General features: G+C 43.3%; 16 protein-coding genes and 1 other RNA gene. 4 read left to right on the top strand and 13 right to left on the bottom strand.

Annotated elements, in window-relative coordinates; translation table 11 throughout:
- Positions 1-80: 80 nt before the first annotated feature.
- From ndhI to QUA16_RS17350, 11 genes are all read right to left on the bottom strand, one after another.
- Complete coding sequence (gene ndhI, locus QUA16_RS17400) at positions 81-656, bottom strand: NAD(P)H-quinone oxidoreductase subunit I (protein ID WP_293246901.1); 576 nt, start codon at positions 654-656, stop codon at positions 81-83.
- A gap of 102 nt (positions 657-758) precedes the next feature.
- Complete coding sequence (gene nuoH / locus QUA16_RS17395) at positions 759-1,877, bottom strand: NADH-quinone oxidoreductase subunit NuoH (protein ID WP_333104642.1); 1,119 nt, start codon at positions 1,875-1,877, stop codon at positions 759-761.
- 433 nt (positions 1,878-2,310) lie between these two features.
- Positions 2,311-2,701, bottom strand: a transfer-messenger RNA (tmRNA) gene (gene ssrA, locus QUA16_RS17390).
- 252 nt (positions 2,702-2,953) lie between these two features.
- Positions 2,954-4,711: a serine/threonine-protein kinase gene (locus tag QUA16_RS17385; protein WP_333104643.1), complete on the bottom strand. Its 1,758-nt coding sequence runs from the start codon at positions 4,709-4,711 to the stop codon at positions 2,954-2,956.
- A gap of 47 nt (positions 4,712-4,758) precedes the next feature.
- Complete coding sequence (locus tag QUA16_RS17380) at positions 4,759-4,932, bottom strand: hypothetical protein (RefSeq protein WP_333104644.1); 174 nt, start codon at positions 4,930-4,932, stop codon at positions 4,759-4,761.
- A gap of 17 nt (positions 4,933-4,949) precedes the next feature.
- The gene (locus tag QUA16_RS17375) at positions 4,950-7,277 is read right to left on the bottom strand and encodes a hypothetical protein (RefSeq protein WP_333104645.1); all 2,328 of its coding nucleotides are present in this window, start codon (positions 7,275-7,277) and stop codon (positions 4,950-4,952) included.
- A gap of 1 nt (position 7,278) precedes the next feature.
- Positions 7,279-11,232 carry a hypothetical protein gene (locus QUA16_RS17370; protein WP_333104646.1) on the bottom strand — a complete coding sequence of 1,318 codons (3,954 nt, stop codon included), beginning with the start codon at positions 11,230-11,232 and terminating at the stop codon, positions 7,279-7,281.
- A 164-nt stretch (positions 11,233-11,396) separates the two neighbouring features.
- Positions 11,397-11,633, bottom strand: coding sequence for a type II toxin-antitoxin system Phd/YefM family antitoxin (locus tag QUA16_RS17365; RefSeq protein WP_333104647.1), 237 nt, complete (start codon positions 11,631-11,633; stop codon positions 11,397-11,399).
- Positions 11,634-11,774: 141 nt separating this feature from the next.
- On the bottom strand, positions 11,775-12,734 hold the full coding sequence (locus QUA16_RS17360) for a nucleotidyl transferase AbiEii/AbiGii toxin family protein (RefSeq protein WP_333104648.1): 960 nt from the start codon (positions 12,732-12,734) through the stop codon (positions 11,775-11,777).
- A gap of 175 nt (positions 12,735-12,909) precedes the next feature.
- Entirely contained in the window at positions 12,910-13,560 is a 651-nt protein-coding gene (locus tag QUA16_RS17355; RefSeq protein ID WP_333104649.1) for a hypothetical protein, read from the bottom strand.
- A gap of 46 nt (positions 13,561-13,606) precedes the next feature.
- A complete protein-coding gene (locus tag QUA16_RS17350; protein ID WP_445252154.1) occupies positions 13,607-15,652 on the bottom strand; it encodes an ArnT family glycosyltransferase in 2,046 nt (681 codons plus the stop codon).
- A 106-nt stretch (positions 15,653-15,758) separates the two neighbouring features.
- On the opposite strand from QUA16_RS17350, the gene QUA16_RS17345 reads away from it, so the two are divergent.
- The gene (locus QUA16_RS17345) at positions 15,759-15,989 is read left to right on the top strand and encodes a hypothetical protein (RefSeq protein WP_333104650.1); all 231 of its coding nucleotides are present in this window, start codon (positions 15,759-15,761) and stop codon (positions 15,987-15,989) included.
- Between the two features lie 70 nt (positions 15,990-16,059).
- On the opposite strand, the gene QUA16_RS17340 is transcribed toward QUA16_RS17345, so the two are convergent.
- Positions 16,060-16,638 carry a hypothetical protein gene (locus QUA16_RS17340; protein ID WP_333104651.1) on the bottom strand — a complete coding sequence of 193 codons (579 nt, stop codon included), beginning with the start codon at positions 16,636-16,638 and terminating at the stop codon, positions 16,060-16,062.
- A gap of 362 nt (positions 16,639-17,000) precedes the next feature.
- On the opposite strand from QUA16_RS17340, the gene QUA16_RS17335 reads away from it, so the two are divergent.
- Together QUA16_RS17335 and QUA16_RS17330 are read left to right on the top strand one after the other, a co-directional pair.
- The gene (locus QUA16_RS17335) at positions 17,001-17,333 is read left to right on the top strand and encodes a DUF565 domain-containing protein (protein ID WP_333104653.1); all 333 of its coding nucleotides are present in this window, start codon (positions 17,001-17,003) and stop codon (positions 17,331-17,333) included.
- Between the two features lie 310 nt (positions 17,334-17,643).
- On the top strand, positions 17,644-18,801 hold the full coding sequence (locus tag QUA16_RS17330; protein WP_333104654.1) for a glycerate kinase: 1,158 nt from the start codon (positions 17,644-17,646) through the stop codon (positions 18,799-18,801).
- Positions 18,802-19,032: 231 nt separating this feature from the next.
- Here the strand turns inward: QUA16_RS17330 and QUA16_RS17325 are convergent, their stop codons facing one another.
- Complete coding sequence (locus QUA16_RS17325; RefSeq protein WP_333104655.1) at positions 19,033-19,398, bottom strand: hypothetical protein; 366 nt, start codon at positions 19,396-19,398, stop codon at positions 19,033-19,035.
- 327 nt (positions 19,399-19,725) lie between these two features.
- Here QUA16_RS17325 and QUA16_RS17320 point away from each other — a divergent pair, with 327 nt between their 5' ends.
- Entirely contained in the window at positions 19,726-20,253 is a 528-nt protein-coding gene (locus tag QUA16_RS17320) for an orange carotenoid protein N-terminal domain-containing protein (RefSeq protein ID WP_333104657.1), read from the top strand.
- The last annotated feature ends 13 nt before the right edge of the window (positions 20,254-20,266 follow it).

Genomic DNA, 20,266 nt, shown 5'->3' with positions numbered 1-20,266 from the left:
GCCCCATGCCCCATGCCCCATGCCCCATGCCCCATGCCCCATGCCCCATGCCCCATGCCCCATGCCCCATGCCCCATTACCTACTTTTCGATAATTTCCTCTGGACGCAGACCGGCACGGCGATCGGTGTAGGAAACTTCATGGGGGTCGATCGCACCTTTCGGCAAATAAGCGAATTCGCGCAGCGGTGTCACCATCGGATCGTCTGTAACCTTGTAGGGCAAACGTCCGAGGGCCACGTTGTCATAATTCAATTCGTGACGTTCGTAGGCGGCTAACTCATACTCTTCTGTCATCGACAAACAATTAGTCGGACAATATTCTACGCAGTTGCCACAGAAGATACAAACACCAAAATCGATACTGTAGTGCTTGAGTTGTTTCTTCTTAGTTTCTTTGTTAAATTCCCAATCCACCACAGGCAAATTGATCGGACACACCCGAACACAGACTTCGCAGGAGATGCACTTGTCAAATTCAAAGTGAATTCTGCCCCGAAAACGTTCGGAAGGAATTAATTTTTCGTAAGGATACTGCACCGTAATCGGTCGGCGTCTCATGTGGTCAAAGGTAACAGATAGCCCTTGACCGATATACTTAGCAGCTTGAAGAGTCTCTTTGGCGTATTCGCCTACTTGATTGAGGAATTTTAGCATGGTGTTCTCTCTCTGTACTTGAGTTTTTGGTAATTGCTAATTGATAATAGGTAATTGCTTAACAGCTATTTTTTTTAGCTGTTGCCATTTACCTATTACGAATTAACCGCCAAAAGCAAAGGGAAAGGCAAGCTTCAAAGCTGCGGTCAATAGCAAATTAACTAAAGCAACGGGCAGCAAAAACTTCCATCCCAAATCTAGCAATTGGTCGATCCGAACTCGCGGCAGAGTCCAGCGGAGCAGAACTGCCAGAAACAAGAAAAAGTAGGCTTTCAGCATCGTCATTGTAATGCCCAGCAAGCCGGTAATTACCTGCAACCAAGGAGTCGTCTCGCTCAATCCCAGGGCATTTGTCAGCACTCCGACAGGAATCGGGCATTCCCAGCCGCCGAGGTACAAAACTGCTACTAGCAGGCAAGAAAGGACGAGGTTAACGTAGGAAGCGATATAGTACAAAGCAAATTTCATGCCTGTGTACTCAGTCTGATATCCTGCTACCAATTCTTCTTCTGCTTCCGGGAGGTCAAAGGGCAACCGTTCGCATTCTGCTAGTGCTGCGATCCAGAAAATCAGGAAACCTGCGGGCTGCCGCCAGATATTCCAGCCGACAATGCCGTAGCCGGCTTGCTGCTGTACGATGTCGATCGTACTGAGGCTATTGGACATCATTACAACTGCCAATACTGCCAAAGCTAGGGGAATTTCGTAGCTGAGGGATTGAGCGGCGGCTCTGAGTCCTCCGAGGAGGGCGTATTTGTTGTTAGAAGCATAGCCGGACATCAGCAAGCCGATCGGCTGAATGCTAGACAGAGCAATCCACAGAAATATTGCTGTCCCCATATCGGCGATCAGCATATGCTCTCCGAAGGGCACGATTAAGTAAGACAGAAAAACTGGAATCACCACAATTACCGGGCCTAGGGTAAATAGCAGCGCGTCAGCTTTTGCGGGTACGATGTCTTCTTTGAATACCAACTTCAGACCATCAGCAACGGGTGCTAGCACTCCCAGAGGGCCGATGAATTCCGGGCCTACCCGCTGTTGAGCGGCGGCGGAAATTTTCCGTTCCAGCCAGACGCTAGTCAGTACCCCGAAGACGGCAGCGACAATCATCAGCAACATTGGCAGCGGTAGCCAAAGCACTTGGGCGATGTCCGTCGGTAAGCCCAAATTCATCAGGGCTTCTACAAAACTTCCTTGTAAGTCAATTCCTGGGTTCATTATTTCCAGCTTTTGAGCGCTCGCATATATTTTTATACCCATCCTTAGTAGGAGTAGGCTTGGAGAGTCGGGTGTTTGTAAAGATTTTTAATGCTTTACCGCTTTTTAGTATATCGCCGGACTGGCTCCAACAACGCACACACAGGGTGAAGTTATAATTATATGAGCCCGCAGCGTAGCTAATGGGGTTGGTAATTTATGGTTGGCGGTTGACGGTTGCAAGGCGGTGAGGACGCAAATTGAAAAACGACCAGCAAATATTTCAGTCCCCAGGCGGGGAAAAGGTAGAGCACTGCAGGGATTTTGACACGGATACACGGATGAGTTGAGCTATCTGAGCCAAACAAAAGGGCTCAGAGTTAAATCTGAGCCCTTTATAATGCTTTAAAGTAACTTTCAAATGGTTTAAACCATTGATTTTACGCTACTTTTTTTATGGAACTGGGCAGAATCGAACTGCCGTCCAAAGCGGGTATTTACCTTCCGATCGTTCACAGGTTTATCCCCTCTGATCCTCGGGGCGGGAACCATCTTTATCCTAAATGGGAGGATTTTCTAGTGATTGCTTTCCTAGCTAGCCGACTAGAAACGTTTAGCTAGGGCATCCGTTGGGGGTTGTTATGCTACCGTTAACGGAGTTAGGTGGCATACACTCTAAACCAAGCTCAAGAAGTTTTTAGGCTACAGCTACGGCTTTGCGAGCGAAAGGAACGATGTTGTTCGCATTTACTATTTTTTTTGAGCCGATATTAACGAGAGTAGACTCCCTCTCGACCTGCATCACGGAGCAGCTTTCGCCACCCTGTCGAAACCATTACAGCCCCTCGTGTGTTCTTTAATCATAGACAATATTTCGTGTTGCGTCAAGCGATTTTAGATTTTAGATTTTAGATTTTAGATTTTAGATTTGGGATTTGGGCACAAAGCTGAGTCAAGAATATTTACATCTTCCACCATTTTCTTGAACAGGCTTTCCGGCCTGTTCCACAAGAGTTGAGTTTTCCTGTGGGGTGGGCCGAAGAGCCCGCCCTTTCAACGTTTATTGACAAGGGTGCAAAATGTCAGCCATGCCAACTTTAATGCAAGTTGTCGTCCCAGACGCCGATGTAAATCCGATCGCGCTCATTGCGTTCGATCGTCCCTTCCAGCGAACCCTTCCTAAACGTAAACCGATTACTCCGGCGCTGCTGCACGTCGCCCAAGCCTTGCAAAATCTCCCTGCTGGCGCCGCCCACCATCCCGTTTAAGGCGGTTCGCACCACCAAATCGTCCACAGACTGAGCAAAAGAACCCTCTGTTTGTACTAGCTGGCCCGAATCGCGATCGTAAATGTAGCCGAGAGTAATCCGATTTGGCAATATTTCGTAAAGTGCGGTTCGAGTATTCGGCCAATAGCCCCTGGCTTGAGAGTCAGTCGGTTCTCCCAATTGGGATAAAATCTGACTTTCCGGCGTACCAACGGCAAATCCAGGGATTGTGGGAGTCTTCTGATAACTGGTTCCCGGTTGTTCGCTGGGTGCGGGCGATCGATCTGGCGGCAACTCTTTGTCAACAAGTTTTTCTGTTGGTGTGGGTTCGACAGCTTCGGGAGAAGGCGCTGGTGTTGGTGCTGGGGCGGGTGTTGGAGTTTCAGCAGCAGGCGCTGGAGTTTCAGCAGCAGGCGCTGGAGTTTCAGCAGCAGGCGGCGGAGCTTCTCTGCGAGTGGGTGCTGGCGTTGGTGTCGGCGCGGGAATTGGTGCGGGGTTCACGCGCGCGTCTGGATCTGCTGGGGCCGAAGTGCGATCGTCCTGGGCCACCGGTGCGGGTTCCGAAGACGGCCGGTTGAGGAAAACCCTAGCAATACCGACAAAACCTGCCACAATAAGTGCGATCGCCACGATCCCCAAAATCCACCAAACCTTGCGGTTGTTGTCCCCAGAAGACACCACCGCAGGCGCTGTTCTGGAACCCGCAGGCGACTGAGGCCCGTGTCCCGGAATCACCGCCACTGTCGGCCCGGTGCTCGGCGACGCTGCACCATGAGGCTGCCCCTGCAGCAGCGACAGCCACTCATCGACGGTAGCAGGGCGATTTTGAGCTTCTACCGTCATCCCCCGCATCACCGCCGAACTGACAGCCGCACTTAGTTGAGGCTGCAAGTCGCGGGGTGAAGGCATCGGCTGACTGGTGCGTAAAATTGCAGCCACCGGCACCTGTGCTGTCAGTAAAGTGTAAAGCGTCGCCGCCATACCGTAAACATCTGTGGCTGGCGTATATTTTCCTTGGGCAAAATACTGTTCTGGGGGCGCGTAGCCGTCTGACACCATATTAGTGTGACTTTGGGTTGCACCTGGAGTAAACTCGCGGGCAATGCCAAAGTCAATCAGCACGACTTCCTGAGTACCTTGGCGCAAAATAATGTTTTGTGGTTTGATATCTCGGTGCAGCAAACCCTTTTGATGAACTGCTTTCAAAGCAGCCCCAATTTGAGTGATGTAGAGAATTGCGACATTTTCTGGCAGCGGATTATTTGAACCGACTACATCTGCCAAATTCTGACCCGCAATGTAGTCCATCACCATGTAAGGCTGCCCGTCTTCGACAAAGAAATCGCTGACGCGGACAATATTGGGATGAACGCAGGAAGCCAACCGCCTCGCTTCGTCTTGAAACTTGCGATCGAACTCAGCAAAATTGGGTTGCTGCCGCAGAGATTCGTTGAGCGTTTTTATGACTACAGGCTGTCCTAAATAGCGGTGATTTGCCCTGAAAGTAATTCCAAAGCCGCCGCGGCCCAATTCTTGTTCGAGGGTGTACTTTCCACCCTGTAAAGTTTTGCCGATTAGCGCATCCATAGGTTCAGGCGATCGCGTACCAGATAATATGGCTGATTATGGCACGTCTAGTGGGTTCTCCTCACCAGTCCAAAGAGCGATCGAGAAGTACGATCGGCTCTAAGTAGCAGGTTGGCTTCTAGCTGACGTTGATACTTAGAGCCGGCCTCAGACCAGATGTGAGTGTATCCCATGATCTTCTCCGATCGCTGAACTATCTGGATTTTTTCTGGAAGCAGCATTCAAATTCATCCTTTTTTCAACTTCCCATTAATTCCTTTACTACTTTTTGTAACAGGGATAATTGACTGTTTTCACCGAGCTTTAAAACATTTTGAGTTAGCGTACTAAAATGTAAAGCTGTGATGGGATGCTCGATCAGTTCAGAGCTGGCAATTGACTCTCCTGAATATCTATTCCCAATCAAATGATAGACTCTAAAGCCTTTCTTAATCAATTTTCCGATACTTTGTGCTGGAGGAACATAATACTGAATAAATGTTTCGTTCTTCAAATCCAAGCAGATCATATTTTGGATTTTGTTAATAGGTTGAATCTCGCTGTTGTAATAGGATATCAAAGGTAATAATCTACTACTATTTTCACCTTGAATTGTTCGGTTGATTGTTAGCTCTCCGCTTTCGATATCTTCAATAATACCCATCCGTCCAATTAAGGTTGGCGTATAAAAATCATTTGTATAACAACTAATATACAGAGCCTCTGATTCATCTACAAAATATTTTTGATCGTTAATTAATTTTTCTGAACTATTTTTTCTCCTTCTTAAAAAGCGAAATTTAGATTCTATTTGTTTCAAATCGCGCATTAAATTTTTTATGTATATGCAACCATCTTGATACAGAAATTCTACCGCAACCGCTTTAGCTTCCTTGTTTTTAGGGCTGCGTACATAAATACTAAAAAATTGTTTTTCCGGAAATGATTGATTAGTAATACGCAAGCCCAAGTTCGGATTTGCAAGACTCTGGGATATCCAGTTCTTAATTTCCAACTCAATCAAAACTTTCTGAAATTCTGGGGAAATATTTATTTTATGTGTAGAGCAAAAATTTTTCCATTGCTTGCTATCTTTTTCCCCTATTAGATAAGCAAAAATAGAACCCTCTACATCCAAAAAATTACCCTCGGTAAAAGCTTTCGTCTCATCGTGGAGACTAGCTCGATCGATTTTACGATCTGTATAATTAAGAAGCGCCCAATCAGATTGCTCATCTCCCACAGCAGTAAATTTTGGTATATTTATCCCCTGTGTGCTAAAAAACTGTCCTGTCTCCAAATAGTTAAATCTTTTCTTTAACTGTGAATAAAAATCTACTTGCGATTCACTATCTATTGTTGTTGATGGACACCACAGAGCGTCTTTTCTCTGGTAAGCCATTGAACCCGCTTCTTCCTCCAAAAATTTATTGAAAACCAAATAGTTTTTTTCCGGTTCGAGTTGAATATCTGACCATTTAATAGATTCAGTAATTCTCCAGCAAATCTCGTCCTCACCGTCAGCTTCTACTTCTTCATAGGTACTAACAGTTTTTCCATCATTGTAAAATGCGATAGTAGATACGCCTTGATGTTTCAGAAAATGTTGCAGAACTTGTTGGTCAGATTCAGCTAAATCGACCCCAGTATTGTTAATAATTTCTAACGATTCTACAGATTCTATGTCTTTGATGAAATGGTTTTCTAAGTAGTGATCGGCCTGAAAATGAAGAGACTTGAAAGCAATATTGCACTCACTTAAAAAACCCTCAAATTTTGTCATGAGGTTTTGGTAATGATAAAGCTGAGTTTTTTTGAACTTGTCATATTTTTTAGGATCGCTATCAAATTGCATAAAATAAATATAATTTTTGCTGCGAGCATCTAGATCGCGCTCGAAGTAGTAATTCTTATTTTTGTATACCAACAACTCTCCTAAATTATCACCATCTACAGTCTTGTAATCTTTTCGATCTTTTTGTAATAAAAATTTTCGGTTTTTTCTAGACAATGTTAATGTTAGTACATTATGTGGATTGTATTTGATTAACAAATTCTGTCCCCATACAAAAAGAGCGTCTTTCGATTTGCTTAGCGTCGTGGAATGAAGTAACAGTAATTCTTCAAAACCCTTTAGTGTTTCAACGGATAAGCCTTGAGACAGAATATAAAACTTGAAAATGAGGTTGAAAATTCTTTCTCGATCGCTAGAATTGTCTGTAAATAACTTTTGCCATCCCGAATGATTTTTATTAGGGGATAAAAAGAACACATATTTTTGGCCACCAGTATAGGATAGGAAGTATTGAATGTCTGAATTTTCCCGTTTTTCCCCATGTTCAACCAGCCTTTTTTTGATTTCATTTTTAATTTCTTTATGCCGTTCTTTATAAAAGCTAGCCGGTGACTCCTCATTTTCAAAATCTTTATCTTTAGCAATCGGATCTTTAAGAATAAAATGTTCTATCCCTTGTCCGCTTTTAAATAGATACTGAAACAGTTTTTCGGCAACTTTTTGTGGAGTTTCTAAGATTTTTATTTGGTTGGTTCGCGATATATCTGATAAGGCTGCTGTTTTATTTTTCATTTTATTTCTCCTTGTGAAACAAAAAGTCTGTGAGGATATTGGATTGTACTGGACAATTGCGATCGTCAAAGAAAATCAAATTTCCCGAAAATAACATGGGTGAGTATTGTAGATTTTTTTCTTGGGCGGCGTGCAAGTTAAGAAGTAACCCCCTTGCGGTGCTAAATTCTGGATAGTCTGAAACAATCGCATTCAGCTTGTTTTCGGTTTTATCCAGCGTCTTTTTGGACAGGCGATTTCCCGAAGCCACGCTCCAAGCTTTAACATCAATACAAAATAGCGTATTCTCCTTGACATAGTACAAATCAAACCGCTCGTATAGCTTACGATACTTTTTGAAATCTCGCAATGGCTCAAAACGATAGCTGGATTTTATGTCTTTCCAGTCTTTGCCTTGGAAAACTTCATCTTTAATCCAGCCTTCCACAAAATTTTCAGCGAGTGAGGGATACAACACATCGTAAAAGAAATGCGGACGCGGAATATAAGTATTAAAAACTTGCGGTTGTGGCATCAACTTGTTGTACCGTCTGTAGATTGAATCAGTCGAAGTATCTAGGGAGCCAATTTCATTACCTTCTAAGTCATAGCCTCGCTCGCTGATTTTTAGATATTCAGGATATAACCGCTTCTGATAAGGATATATTTTTTCCCCATTGATGCTATCACTGATAATCTGGATTTTTTTACCGCTTTCTTCCTCGGAAGCTAAATAGGGCGTAAATTCAACTTGTTCTGGGTTGTGATAGAATAATGACTCAATAAATTCAGCAGGAAATAGCCCTGAATCTCGCAACTTTTCCAGATACTTAGCTGGGTCTTTGAAAACAATTGGGTCGCGCAACGCATCCCACGTTTTTGTGATGTCAAAAGTATGTTTATTAAGATGAAAGCGCTCGATTTCCTCCAACATTTGTGTTCTAAAGTCTTGAAAAGCCAGAGTGGCATCAATCTCATCAATAACATGATCGTCATAATCCTTAATCGATCGTTTTTTCTCTTCTTCTCGAACGCTTAAGTAAACTTTGTGGTTGTTAACGGAAAATTTCCGAATTTCCTCCTTTTCTTTCCCTTCCAGGTATCTGTAAAAATTCACTAAATTTTTTCTGGTTTCTTCATTAACAAATATTTTTACCACTTGGTTTGGAAAATCGCGTCTCTCAGATCTGCCGATAGCTTGCAAAACTTGTTTACCTAATAAAATCTGGTGTTGCTGCTGTCGAAATTCTCCCGCTTCTGGTCGGCTGAGGTATTGGTTGAAATCTTTGATTTCAAGATTAGACTCTCCCAAGTTTACAATACTTTTCATTAAGGCAAAATGGTAAAGCGTAATAGATAATCCCGAATCTTTTGATTTGTTAAGCGATGGACCCATTACTGTATAGTAACTGTCCATTAACAAAGCTAAAGAGTCGAAATCTTTTTCATCGCCGTTAGGGTTTCTGATGATAGGATTCAATCCTTTGGAAGCTGATTGATAAGCCGATATAAAGAAGATTTTCTCCCCTTCTTTTTCAACCAGCTCATCCAAATACGTGTGAGGAACTTTTTTGTCGCAGTAAAGACTGTTGAATGAGGCCTCATACAAAATTATTTTAATCTTAATATTACTCTGATATTTCTGATGCCTCACTTGCATATAATATATGTTTGGATGCTCTGGTGACACCTCAAATATAAAGTTAGCCTGATTGCGTTGCTCGCAATGTTGAATTAACTTTTTAATCCAGCGTAGAGTTTGAGTAAAAGCAATTGTTTCTTGAATTGAGTCATCCTCAAACAGGTAAAACAAGAAACGAATAAACTTTTGAAGTTCTTGGATTTTGTAAATTCCCAGCCAATTCCCATCCTGCTGGAGATTATCGATAAAACCTTTTAAAATAGTTTCTTCAAATCGTTCCACAACTGTTTTAGTTGCGTTATTTGGGAAAGACAATAAATCCTGACCGAAAAACTTTACTGCAATCTGTCGCTTCGCCTCACGACTCTCTCTGATGTTTTCGCAAAGCGATACTTCTTCCTCGCTCATTTCCTTAAAGGAACTTTGACCGGATTCACTAGCATTCCGCAATTTATCTTTGAAATACTGCATATCATAACTGGTGCTTAAATCTCCTAAAATTCCTCCTGTTGCTGAAATCAGAAAAATCACATTACTATTATTGCATAACATGGAATTTATCTTGAATTCAGGCGAAGTCAATATAGCCGTACTACCAATAGAAACTTCTCTAAGAGCGCGATCGATAAGATTATTTTTAGGATTTTGATAACGAGAAATTTCTTTGATATTTATGATAGACTTATAACTTTCATAGACATAAGTAGTATTTAAGTATTTTAGCAGTTGATTTTGCGAGGGGCTTTCTTCACTTGCCTTTTGGACTTTAGCTATTTGTTTCGACCAAATTTCTAAAGAACGGGATTGAGAATCTTCAGCATCTAAGACGTTAGCTAGAAAATCTTTGATGGTTTTGATTTGCGATCGAACAGCTAGAATGGCATAAATTAACTCTGCTACAGAAGTATTATCTGCCACTTTTTCCTCTGTGATTTGGACGTGCCCGCCAGAAGGTTTGGTTAAAAACAATTCTTGCAGGGGTTCGAGGTTGTAGATGTATAGGTTGTTGTATGCAAAAATGTTCATTAAATCATCACAGATTTTATTGTAAAGCTTTTGAGGAATCAATAAACTTCTATTATTCTCGAATTTTGAAACAACTCTGGATAACCTTTCAAAATTAAATATAATGTGATTTGGTTCATCATGATTATCGAAAATTTCCAAAATTTCTTTCAGTGATTCGTCAAGCCCATTTTTAATTCCTACTATCTGTTGTAAAAAATTGATAGAGTTTCCCTCCTCAACAGTCAGTCTTTGATATGTGCGGGCGAATTTTTGCAATTTTTCTTCTAGAGCTTTGTCTTTTTCCAAGTGTTCTTGAAATTCGTAAAAAGCTCCCTTATTCTTATCTACAAAATTTAAAAAATCTCTGTTTTCATTGTTTTGAGTTGAAAACAGCATCGAAAATTCTCTATTGATAGATGACAGCGCATTATTGATTGCCAGTTTTTCAGGAGAGATGATATCAATCTTCTTCTGTAGCATAATTTGATAGCCATCTTCCTGCTCGTCCAAGGCAAGGATAAACTTTCTGGAGTTATCTGTATGCTGAATAACATATCGATCGAGATGACTGCTTTTCTTGACCCATTTTGTACCGTTGTGGATAAAGTACGGAATAAGCGTTTCAAATTTATCATACGTGAGCATCAAAATTCCCGATTTGTTTTGCAGAAGGTGGAAGGGAAAAAATATTTCAATTAACTTTAAACATTCAGCAGGACAATTACTTTTATCTAATTCACATTGGATAAAAAATTCTAAAAAGCTTTCAATTAAATAATTCAGTTCCCATATTGCTTTATCAGTCTCAGATTTATTAAAATCCTCATCTCCCAAACCTGTGTTTTTTACATATTCAAGGCGTTTAATCACATCTTTTACTTTCTCAAGGTTTCGTCTATTTGCCTGAAGCTTTTCATCAGTACATACTTTTCGATCGATCTTCCAAATCTTTTTGTTGTTGAGAATTAAAGATATCAATTCCTTGTATAATTTGATATACTCATCCGTCGTTTTCATTGCTAACGAATTTATTTTATACACGGGAATATCTGGGTATTGGCTCTCAACTGAAGTGGGAACACATAAGTGTTCTCTCAAGGGGGCAACATATATACCGATTATTTGATTTTTTGGATGTTCTTGTATGGTTTTATAAATCGCTTGAAACAATTGGTGAGTTTTTCCGGAACCCGTACCATAATTGATAAGTTTTAGTTGGGGACGGTTTTCGAGAAAGCTATCTTCAATAGTTGTAAGGTAGGAATTAATAATTTTGCAACGAACTGATTCTAACTGCTGATTAAGATCGTCTGTTTGCTTTTGCATTATGTGTTATCACCTTATCTAGAGTAAATACATATCGTGGGATAGTCTTTTCTTTGACTGATACCCATAGTAGCGCCTGAACTCTTGTGCTTTGTCTCGTAAATTGCTATACACCAGTTTTTTGACATCTTTCTGTGCCTGTTTGGTGTATACCAGATTCCCATTCACCACTCCAAAGAGCGATCGCCATCCTCAATTGCCGTTGCCAGTCCTTCCCGAATCGATTCCCGCATCCCTGGGACTGATAGAAGATACAGTGTCTCCTGCACAGATGCCCAGTCAGATTCAGATAATAACACTGCATTGCTAGTCTGTCCTGCAATCACAATAGGTTGGTGCGACTGACTCACCGAATCGATCAACTGCTGCAACTGCTTTTGGGCTTCATTGATTGGAATCATAATCTTCCACTTTTCTAAATACGCTTTTCTCGATGATGCTGGGTGGCTGTAGACACTCCCTTAATTATGAGCGAGCGCTCCCTTGCTGACTTCTATGATATCTATCTAATTCCTGGATTCTATAACCAGTTATCTACAGGTTCAATCCTCAAGGTTGGCCACTGTCGGTGCTAAGGCCAGTGAAAGCCGAGCTTGCCAATCCTTTGCCTCACCTTCAACCCCAGGATACTCGAGCTTAAAGTTGTCCCAATCTAGATATACTGAACCCGGTGATTCTGTCCAAGGAAATCCCGATTTCCAAGAAAAGTTTGGTTTCCATGCAACCTGATTCTTCCAATCTTCACTTGAATGAAGCACTTGATAAAGAATGTCAAAGGACAATGAAGTTTGCTCCGCTAAGAGTGTTGCATCATATAAATCTTTGCCTTGTGGATACATATCGGTTTCTAACCACAGCAATTTCCATGCCAATGACAGTTCTTTAGAAGCTGCCCACACTAACCTATTTTCACCAATTGACGAAGGGATATAGACCTCAATTGGATCGCACAATAGTTCTTCATTAAAAACCACATCCATATGCAAATCTCCTGAAGGAAAACCGTCTGCTTTCCAAGGGAAAATAATGCGCCTACCTGATGCACGTTCATAAGTCCAAATCTCAGTTATGGAGATTTTGTCAACGTCAATAATCGCATGACCTACATGAGGATTATCTGAAACTATCTGAATTAATCCATTGAACAATTCTCTAGATAAAGGGGAATTGACGCTAATATCGTGAGGCCGAAAAACCCAGTCTATATCACCGGGTTCTCTCGCCACATCTCCTAACCATGCTTTCAGTAATAAACTACCTCGTAAGACAAGGTGATCTTTCCAGATTGAACAACTAATAATTTGCAGCAGATAATCCATCACTTGCCGACGCATATTCAGCCATTGAGTTCTAATCTCTGGATCTTGAAATATTGGCTCTCCCAGACGAAATGCTCCCCGAAGATGCTTTTGGGGAATTAGTGCCGGCTCGAAAACTGTTGGGCGTTCAATTTTCTCACCTTGTTCTGAAACAATGATGTATGTCTTCGGATCGTATTTCATTAATCCTCCTTTATATTATGCTTGATAGTTATTCCTGTGAAATTGGTGATTTTTTGCCTATTATACATCCTATTAGCGAATTTTATATTGTGTTTAATAATTATTAAGCCTGTGAAATTGGTGATTATTTACCTATTATTCGGGCTATCCTCTGATTTTATATTGTGCTTGATAATTATCCGTGTAAAATTGGTGATTCTTTCCCTTGAATCCAACCTGCGTCAAGGTCAAGATTACTATCATAGACAACAAATTCTGCTTCGACATCGATCGCTAAATATCTCAAAGTAGCGATCGCTTTTAAGAGAGTTTGAAGTTGTTGTTGAGCTTCAACACGACCAACGGAGATACAACGCTGAGTGACAAATCGCTCGTGATATTGGTCACTCCGAGTCTGGAAGAGATTACGAGAGAGATGAGCAGAATGTCTTTCGGCAATGTCCATCAGAGGCAGAATATCAGCAGAAGGTTCAAGCAACAGTTTGATATGATGCTCAAAATAGCGATCGCATGGATGGTTTAGTGCTTCGGCATTAGACTGCGGAACACTCTGATTCCACTGTGGCACCTCAATTTTGATGCGTGTCACCGTGAAGCCTTCAGCATTTAGAGATTGGCTTGAATCAAATGCCGTCTTTAACTCGTTTGTCAGGCTACCTTGCCCATGCCGCGTCAACATTAGTTGAGATACAGTAACCCCACGGTCTAGAACTATATGGAGAAGTTTTAGACCATGATTAATGCCCCATTGTTCAAGCGCCTCTACTCTGTCCAAGTCCTTGAGGCAAACGGTAATGTGAGTTTCAAATTTTCCAGTGAATTCCATGAATTCTTCCTAATAGGTCGGCTCACCGGAGTCGCTGTACAATACACTATCGAAACGCTTGTCTCGGAACCCTGGCGAGTTGGTAAGCGCCCCGACTGTCCAACAATTGATATTGATTTGGCTGCAATCCTAATTCCACAAATTTCTCTGGATATCCCAGCAACAAAATAGAGGGAGAATTTGGGTTCTTAGATTCCTTAATGTAGTCGATCGCCTTTGTAACAGCTCGGTTGTAAGTCACCTGCTCTTGGGTATAAAAAACCAGACTTGGTTTCCAGAAACCAACCATAATAAACTCTTCCCCCGGCAGTTTTTGTTGAACCGCAACCTGTGCTAACTGTCTCAGAGGTAACTGGCGGTTGATATCAACCACTTTGTAGGCAGGAGTAAGACCAAAGATGATAAATGCTACTAACCCGATGAAGTTAGCAACCAAAATCCAGCGCTGTTGCCGCTGCCAAAGTAAAAGTGCGATCGCCACCGCTGCCGTTATCCAAATCGTACCGCCTACAATCAGCAATCCCGACTCCTGAATTGCTTGGGGAAAATTGGGCATAGCCGGGTCGTCTCCGAGCCAGTTGTAGCAGTAGAAAGTTGCTCCCGCTATAATTAATAAAAATACGACATTGAAAATGTATGTAACTAACAGCCCTCGCGGTAAAGAATTCGGTTTTTTTTCTAACTTTTCCCGCCTGCTTTCGGGTTCGTTGCCTGCAATAATATCGCTCCACAGCAGCGTTACCAAAATCGCAGCGGCGGGGATTAAAGGCAATACATAACTCGGCAATTTGGTCACGGCGATCGTAAAAAAGCCAAAGATGCAAGCGAACCAAAAGAGGGCAAATAAACTCAACTGAGCCGATCGCGGTTGACGACGCCAGTAACTGCGCTGCCAAAAACGGGTGCGGGCGATCGCCACCGGCAAATAAATCGACCAAGGTGCAAAACCAACTAGCACTACAAAAAAGTAAAAATACCAAGGCGCCGAGTGCTTGTTGACTACGCCAGTAAAACGCTGGAAATTGTGATAGCCGAAAAAACTGTCAATATAAGTTTGACCGTTGGCTAAAATAACCAAAATGTACCAAGGCAGGGCGATCGCCAGAATAATCAAGATTCCAGACACCGGACGCATTTCGCGCCAAAGTTGCCGAAAATTTCCCAAATAAAGCCCGAAGCTGCCAACAATCAGCGCTGGCACGACAATTCCCACAGGCCCCTTAGTCAGAATTGCTAAGGCAATTAGTACGTAAAAAGTCAGATACCACTTATTGGGAAATGGCGAAGCGGAAACAGTGGAAAATTCTGCTTGTTCTCTCTGTTCTTCTAGAGTGTAACCAAGGAAAAATGCGAGTAGTGCCGAACACATACAGGCGACTAATAGCATATCTGAAACGCCAGTCCGTCCCCAGGCAATAGTTTGGGGGTTTAAAGCTATTAGGGCAGCACCAATCCAAGGAGTAGAAAGAAAGAGTGGGAGACGGGGAGAGGGGGAGAGTGGGGGAGTGGGAGAGTGGGAGAGTGAGGGAGGAAAGACAGTTACATTCCTCCGTGTATCCGTCTCCGAATCCGTGTCGTGCCCTTCCTCCTTCCTTCTTCCTTCTTCCTCCTTCCTTCTTCCTCCTTCCTTCGATAGGGTATAAAATCCCAGGCAAGTCAGACCGATCGCGCACAAGGCCGAGGGAAGACGCACGGCCCATTCGTTAACACCCAGAGTGCGGTAAGCCACCGCCATCAGCCAGTAAATCAACGGCGGCTTATCAAACCTAGTTTCGCCGTTGAAATAAGGAGTGATCCAATCTCCTGTCACCGTCATTTGACGGGCGGCTTCGGCAAACAACGGTTCGGTTTCGTCAACTAAACCGATGTTGCCGAGATTCCACAAGAAACCTACCCAGGCGATCGCGCACAGCCATAAAATCGATAGCAGCAAAGGTGCGATCCTCTTCGTTGGCGTAGCCCCCGTAGGGGCGGGCTTTCCTTCGGATCGCTTCGCTAACGCTAACGGGCGCTTCCTAAACTCTGACAAACTTTTAATAACTTCCTTCACGCAAACTTCCTGCGATTTTAGATTTAAAATTTTCGCTCGCATAGAGAGTCTACCGAAAGATTCGCATTCTCGAAACTCCCAATTCGATCGAATCCGGTTAAACTCAGATGTTACACCATTCTCAACAAGGCTTTTATGAACAGGCAAGATGCCTGTTCCACAAGAAAATTTATATTTTGTGGAACAGGCATCTTGCCTGTTCTTGAGAATGGTGCAAGATATCAGTTCAACTGAGATGTTGCACCATTCTCAACAAGCATTTCATGGGCGGGCTCTCCTGCCCAACCCCTACTCCCCCCAAGAAAATTCACTCTTTGTGGAACAGGCATCTTGCCTGTTCTTGAGAATGGTGTGGCTATGTGAGTTTAACCTCCCATAGCCGCACCATTCTCAACAAGACCGGATGACCGGCTTTCTCGACCAAAATCTCGGCACCTGCAGCTAAGGGTTCACGGCTGCAAAATTAATTGCCATTCTCCGGCTGTGCTGTTCCAAGCGGGCGAGGGTGTCTCTCCGGCGACGTAAGGCCCCCAGTAGTGGCGAGAACCATCCTGAGCAAAAACCACTAAAATGTCTCCCCGTTTGACTTGTAACTTGCCCTCCGGCAGCGATAGCATCAGTCCCTTGTCGCCACCTTCTCCGGGGGCAAAATCCCAGTGCGCGGGTTTGCCGTAGGATTTCTCGGCTTCCCGTTTCGACAGGAGGGCCACTCGCACTGGGTGTTCGCTGCGGTTGCTGACGCGCAGACTGCCGGCGGCTTTAGCATCTACAGGGATTGAGGAAAGCAATTCCTCCTCTGACTGTGCGGGGGTTGGTGTTGAGTCGGGTTTGGGCTCGCTGGCGGTGTCTGCTGAACCTGTCGCGACTGGGGAAACGGGGGGTGTGGGGGGATATGCGGTGGCTTGTGAGGGCCAATCGCTGGACTGATTGGAACCGTTGGAGATAGTGATTTCAAAACGTCCTAGAAACATTCCTGTAATTAGGACGATCGACACTCCAATTACGATCTGGTAAATTTTAAGATTCATAAATTTTAGGCTTAAAGGATAGACTGCACCCGCAATGAGTCTTAACTATTTTTAATGTAAAACCAGGGGCTGCTGTGCCACAAGATACAGTTACACTTAAATTTATTGACCGTTCTCGGCGATAAGTCGCCGATCGCTCAATACCATCTTAGATGTTAAATTTTATATTTTAGATGGCGACATACTGACCCCGGTAAGGATTTGGAGTTGGTCGGGAGGGGCCTTTGTTTACTCATCGGTATAGCTTTTCATACCAGTTGAAAAAAAGAGTGCCACTATAGGCGCGTACTCCAAACCCCAATAGTAATCAGTAATTCCCAATCTCAAATCTCAAATCTCGAATCTCAAATTGTATAACTTTTATGCAGAATACCCGAATTAACAGATTAATTGATGTTCTGGGCGATCGCTTCCGAGGCTGGCTGAGCAATCCTTGGCGGCGGATTTCGCTTCTGATAATTAGCCTGCTATTCGGCACTTTTTTGGGAACAGCTATTTCGACGATCGCCGGACAATCCGCTGAGTGGGATATTATCGCGGCCGGGCTGTTGGTGTTGTTGACGGAGTTCGCCAACTGGCTGGTTTACGCCCGCCTGCGGCCTGTAGCAGGTTCTTTTTCGGTGGATATGCTCAATGCTCTGAAAATTGGTCTGACTTACAATTTATTTGTGGAGGCTTTTAAACTTGGCTCGTGAAAAATGCTCAAATATTTGTCGGTTGTAGACAGTATTTATACAAACCTGCTCTTAAAAAAAGTATCTGTATGGGCGTGTAGCGTCAGTCGATTTAAGATTTTAGACTTTCGGCGTCAGCGCTTAGTCGCAGAATTTTAGATTTGAGATTTATTCCACAGATGAATCTGGGAAATTGAACTAAGGTCGCAATTTTTGATCTCTCTACGACAGGAGTCGAGGGCTTGTATTTGTTGTTGCGTGGGGTCAAATATTTGTCAATTCCAGATAGTATTTGTACAAAACCCGCCCCCGCATAGAGAGTTTTTAGGATATGGATCGATCGACTGTAACCCCTGTTGAAATTTTACATCGATGGCAAGCCGGCGTTAGCGAAGCCCTCGAAGAGGATCGCCTGAGCGCTCCCGACCTCAATCACCTGGCTTTGTGGGAACTGGCAGATGATTTGCGATCGCGCGCTTTTGGCATTACTTCCGACAATGTAGGCGATGTTGTCCGCTGCAAAACCGATTTATTCTTTTCTCTTCTTGACGAATTGCATACTTTTCCCCTCAAGTCAACTGTTTTCCTCGAAACTTTGTGGAATCTTTGGCTGCCGCTGGCCATGCAATTATCGGCTGCAAAACAAAGTTTAAACCGTCCTTTAATTCAAGGAATTTTAGGAGGGCAAGGAACGGGAAAAACAACTTTATGCCAAGTTTTGAGGCTGATTCTGGGAAAATTGGGATATTCTACTGTCAGCCTTTCTTTAGACGATCTTTACAAGACTTTTGCCGATCGCCAACAACTCCAAAAAGCAGACCCGCGTTTAATTTGGCGCGGCCCCCCCGGCACTCACGATATTGACTTGGGAATCGCAGTTTTAGACAAGTTGCGCGGTTCTCAAACTCGCGAATTAGCAGCAGTTGACAATCCCAAATCTGATGCCATAAAACCGGATATAATTAAAAATATAGAAATTCCCCGGTTTGACAAATCTGCCTATGGAGGTGCAGGAGATAGAAGTCAACCCGAAATTATTTCCGGTGCGGATATTGTACTTTTTGAAGGTTGGTTTGTCGGTGTGAATCCGGTGGTTGATGCCAAATTAAACGAGTTTTTGGCGGCTGCACCGTTTCCGATTTCCACAGAAAGCGACTGTCAGTTTGCGCGCGATATGAATGCGAAGCTGCACGACTATCTGCCACTGTGGAACCGATTAGATCGGTTGATGGTTTTGTGTCCCCAAGATTATCGCATTTCTCAAGTGTGGCGCAATCAGGCGGAACGGGAAATGATGGCTACGGGGAAATCGGGAATGTCAGAAGCCGAAATTAATCGGTTTGTCGAATATTTCTGGAAAGCGCTGCATCCCGAATTATTTATTAAGTCGATGCTGGAGGGCGATCGGGTGGATTTAGTAATTGAAATTATGAGCGATCGCACTGTCGGCAAAATCTGTCGGGCGATCGACTTAAATTTAAGCGATTAGGGAGAGTTAAAATTAACGCTTTAAGGACACAACATTGTTGTGTCCCTACCTTATTGCAGCCTTTAAGGACACAACATTGTTGTGTCCCTACTGTATTGCAGCTTATCGTGCATTCAATTGAGAATTCAGGACTTATTAAAAAGTGGTTTGACGCGCGAATTAGAGGGGTAAGGCGCGCCATAAGCACCCTACAATACAGAGGTTTTGCATCGAGGATTGAGAATTGCTAAATTAGCTGCCGGGAGTACCAAGATCGATCGCTTTCTGCATCAAATCGTCGCTAACTTCGCCCGGTGTACCTGCGGGCTTAATTTCCTGAGCCATCGAACGAAAATCAGCGGGATTGCCGCTTGTATCTGCCGGCTTTGCGGTCTCTTTAGGAGCAGGAATAGGAAATTTAGGTGCAGTTGCAGCGGCGGCAGCTTGAGCGCCGGCACCCGTGCGATCGATGTCACTAACGCTGAATTCTTTTGAAGCTTCGTAGTCTGCTGATACATCAACGGTCGGCAACTTTTGTTCTCCAGCTTCCGCGCTTTCAGTGATCTGCTGAGCGTCAAAGCTCTCAATGTTATTTGGTTCTGTATTGATTTGAGACATAGCCGACTCCTTGCTAGTTTTATTTAACAATTCACTGTATCAATTCTTACTTTAATTCCATGCTTTTTCATCTACCCGCAGATGTATCGTTGGCTTCTATCTTAAGGATGATTTATTCTAGGGTGATGCCTTAACATTACGCCGCTTTCCGAAAAGAATGCAGCTTTAGACAAGATCCAAACCCATACATACTAAGCCATTCCCCATTGTTTAATCTAAAATCTAAAATTTAAAATCTAAAATCGTATTACCTCTCGGGGATGGTGACGGGCACTTACAAATGTTGATATTTATATATTCTGGAAGCATTTTTAAGGAATTTGATTTATGAACTCACCCGCCGCCACCAATCCTCATTCTCTCTCCAACGACACTAAAAACATCGTTCAGACAATCAACGGGTTGGGTACAGATGAAAAACTGGCGCTGCTCTACTTTGTTTATGAAAAAATGGGAGATTCAGTTACACCTGCAGCTCCCGCCGCTGCTGACCCACAATTAGCTCCCATGCTGCTGGATGATTTTTACAAGCTTTCCCATGACCAACAACTGAATATAATGCGAGGGATTGTCAACCGCGACGACACGCCGTATTCTCACGCTTACGGAGCTTTAACTGCTAACAATCAGTTGGTGGTTTGGTATGCTTGGGCTATTGGTATGGGGGAAACAATTGTCGATATTCCCGAAGGATATGAGGCAACTGAGGCTGTCAATGGCGTGTTGGGTCAATTTGAAGGTCTTGAGTTTGAACAGCAAATTACAGTGCTGCGCGACGTAGCTAATACTATGGGCTACACCGATGTTAAACCAATTGCTACTCAGGCGGAAGTAGGGAAAACTTCTAGTCTTTAGATAATAGTCTGCT

The sequence above is a fragment of the Microcoleus sp. S13_C3 genome (genome assembly GCF_036700905.1).
Taxonomy (GTDB): domain Bacteria; phylum Cyanobacteriota; class Cyanobacteriia; order Cyanobacteriales; family Microcoleaceae; genus Microcoleus.
Note: the sequence above shows the minus strand (reverse complement) of the source record. Positions and strands in the feature narration are given on the sequence as shown.

Excerpts from the sequence above, each read along its gene's own strand:
- ndhI (WP_293246901.1), bottom strand. The coding sequence starts at position 656 with ATGCTAAAATTCCTCAATCAAGTAGGCGAATACGCCAAAGAGACTCTT.
- nuoH (WP_333104642.1), bottom strand. The coding sequence starts at position 1,877 with ATGAACCCAGGAATTGACTTACAAGGAAGTTTTGTAGAAGCCCTGATG.
- QUA16_RS17385 (WP_333104643.1), bottom strand. The coding sequence starts at position 4,711 with ATGGATGCGCTAATCGGCAAAACTTTACAGGGTGGAAAGTACACCCTC.
- QUA16_RS17380 (WP_333104644.1), bottom strand. The coding sequence starts at position 4,932 with ATGCTGCTTCCAGAAAAAATCCAGATAGTTCAGCGATCGGAGAAGATC.
- QUA16_RS17375 (WP_333104645.1), bottom strand. The coding sequence starts at position 7,277 with ATGAAAAATAAAACAGCAGCCTTATCAGATATATCGCGAACCAACCAA.
- QUA16_RS17370 (WP_333104646.1), bottom strand. The coding sequence starts at position 11,232 with ATGCAAAAGCAAACAGACGATCTTAATCAGCAGTTAGAATCAGTTCGT.
- QUA16_RS17365 (WP_333104647.1), bottom strand. The coding sequence starts at position 11,633 with ATGATTCCAATCAATGAAGCCCAAAAGCAGTTGCAGCAGTTGATCGAT.
- QUA16_RS17360 (WP_333104648.1), bottom strand. The coding sequence starts at position 12,734 with ATGAAATACGATCCGAAGACATACATCATTGTTTCAGAACAAGGTGAG.
- QUA16_RS17355 (WP_333104649.1), bottom strand. The coding sequence starts at position 13,560 with ATGGAATTCACTGGAAAATTTGAAACTCACATTACCGTTTGCCTCAAG.
- QUA16_RS17350 (WP_445252154.1), bottom strand. The coding sequence starts at position 15,652 with ATGCGAGCGAAAATTTTAAATCTAAAATCGCAGGAAGTTTGCGTGAAG.
- QUA16_RS17345 (WP_333104650.1), top strand. The coding sequence starts at position 15,759 with ATGCCTGTTCCACAAGAAAATTTATATTTTGTGGAACAGGCATCTTGC.
- QUA16_RS17340 (WP_333104651.1), bottom strand. The coding sequence starts at position 16,638 with ATGAATCTTAAAATTTACCAGATCGTAATTGGAGTGTCGATCGTCCTA.
- QUA16_RS17335 (WP_333104653.1), top strand. The coding sequence starts at position 17,001 with ATGCAGAATACCCGAATTAACAGATTAATTGATGTTCTGGGCGATCGC.
- QUA16_RS17330 (WP_333104654.1), top strand. The coding sequence starts at position 17,644 with ATGGATCGATCGACTGTAACCCCTGTTGAAATTTTACATCGATGGCAA.
- QUA16_RS17325 (WP_333104655.1), bottom strand. The coding sequence starts at position 19,398 with ATGTCTCAAATCAATACAGAACCAAATAACATTGAGAGCTTTGACGCT.
- QUA16_RS17320 (WP_333104657.1), top strand. The coding sequence starts at position 19,726 with ATGAACTCACCCGCCGCCACCAATCCTCATTCTCTCTCCAACGACACT.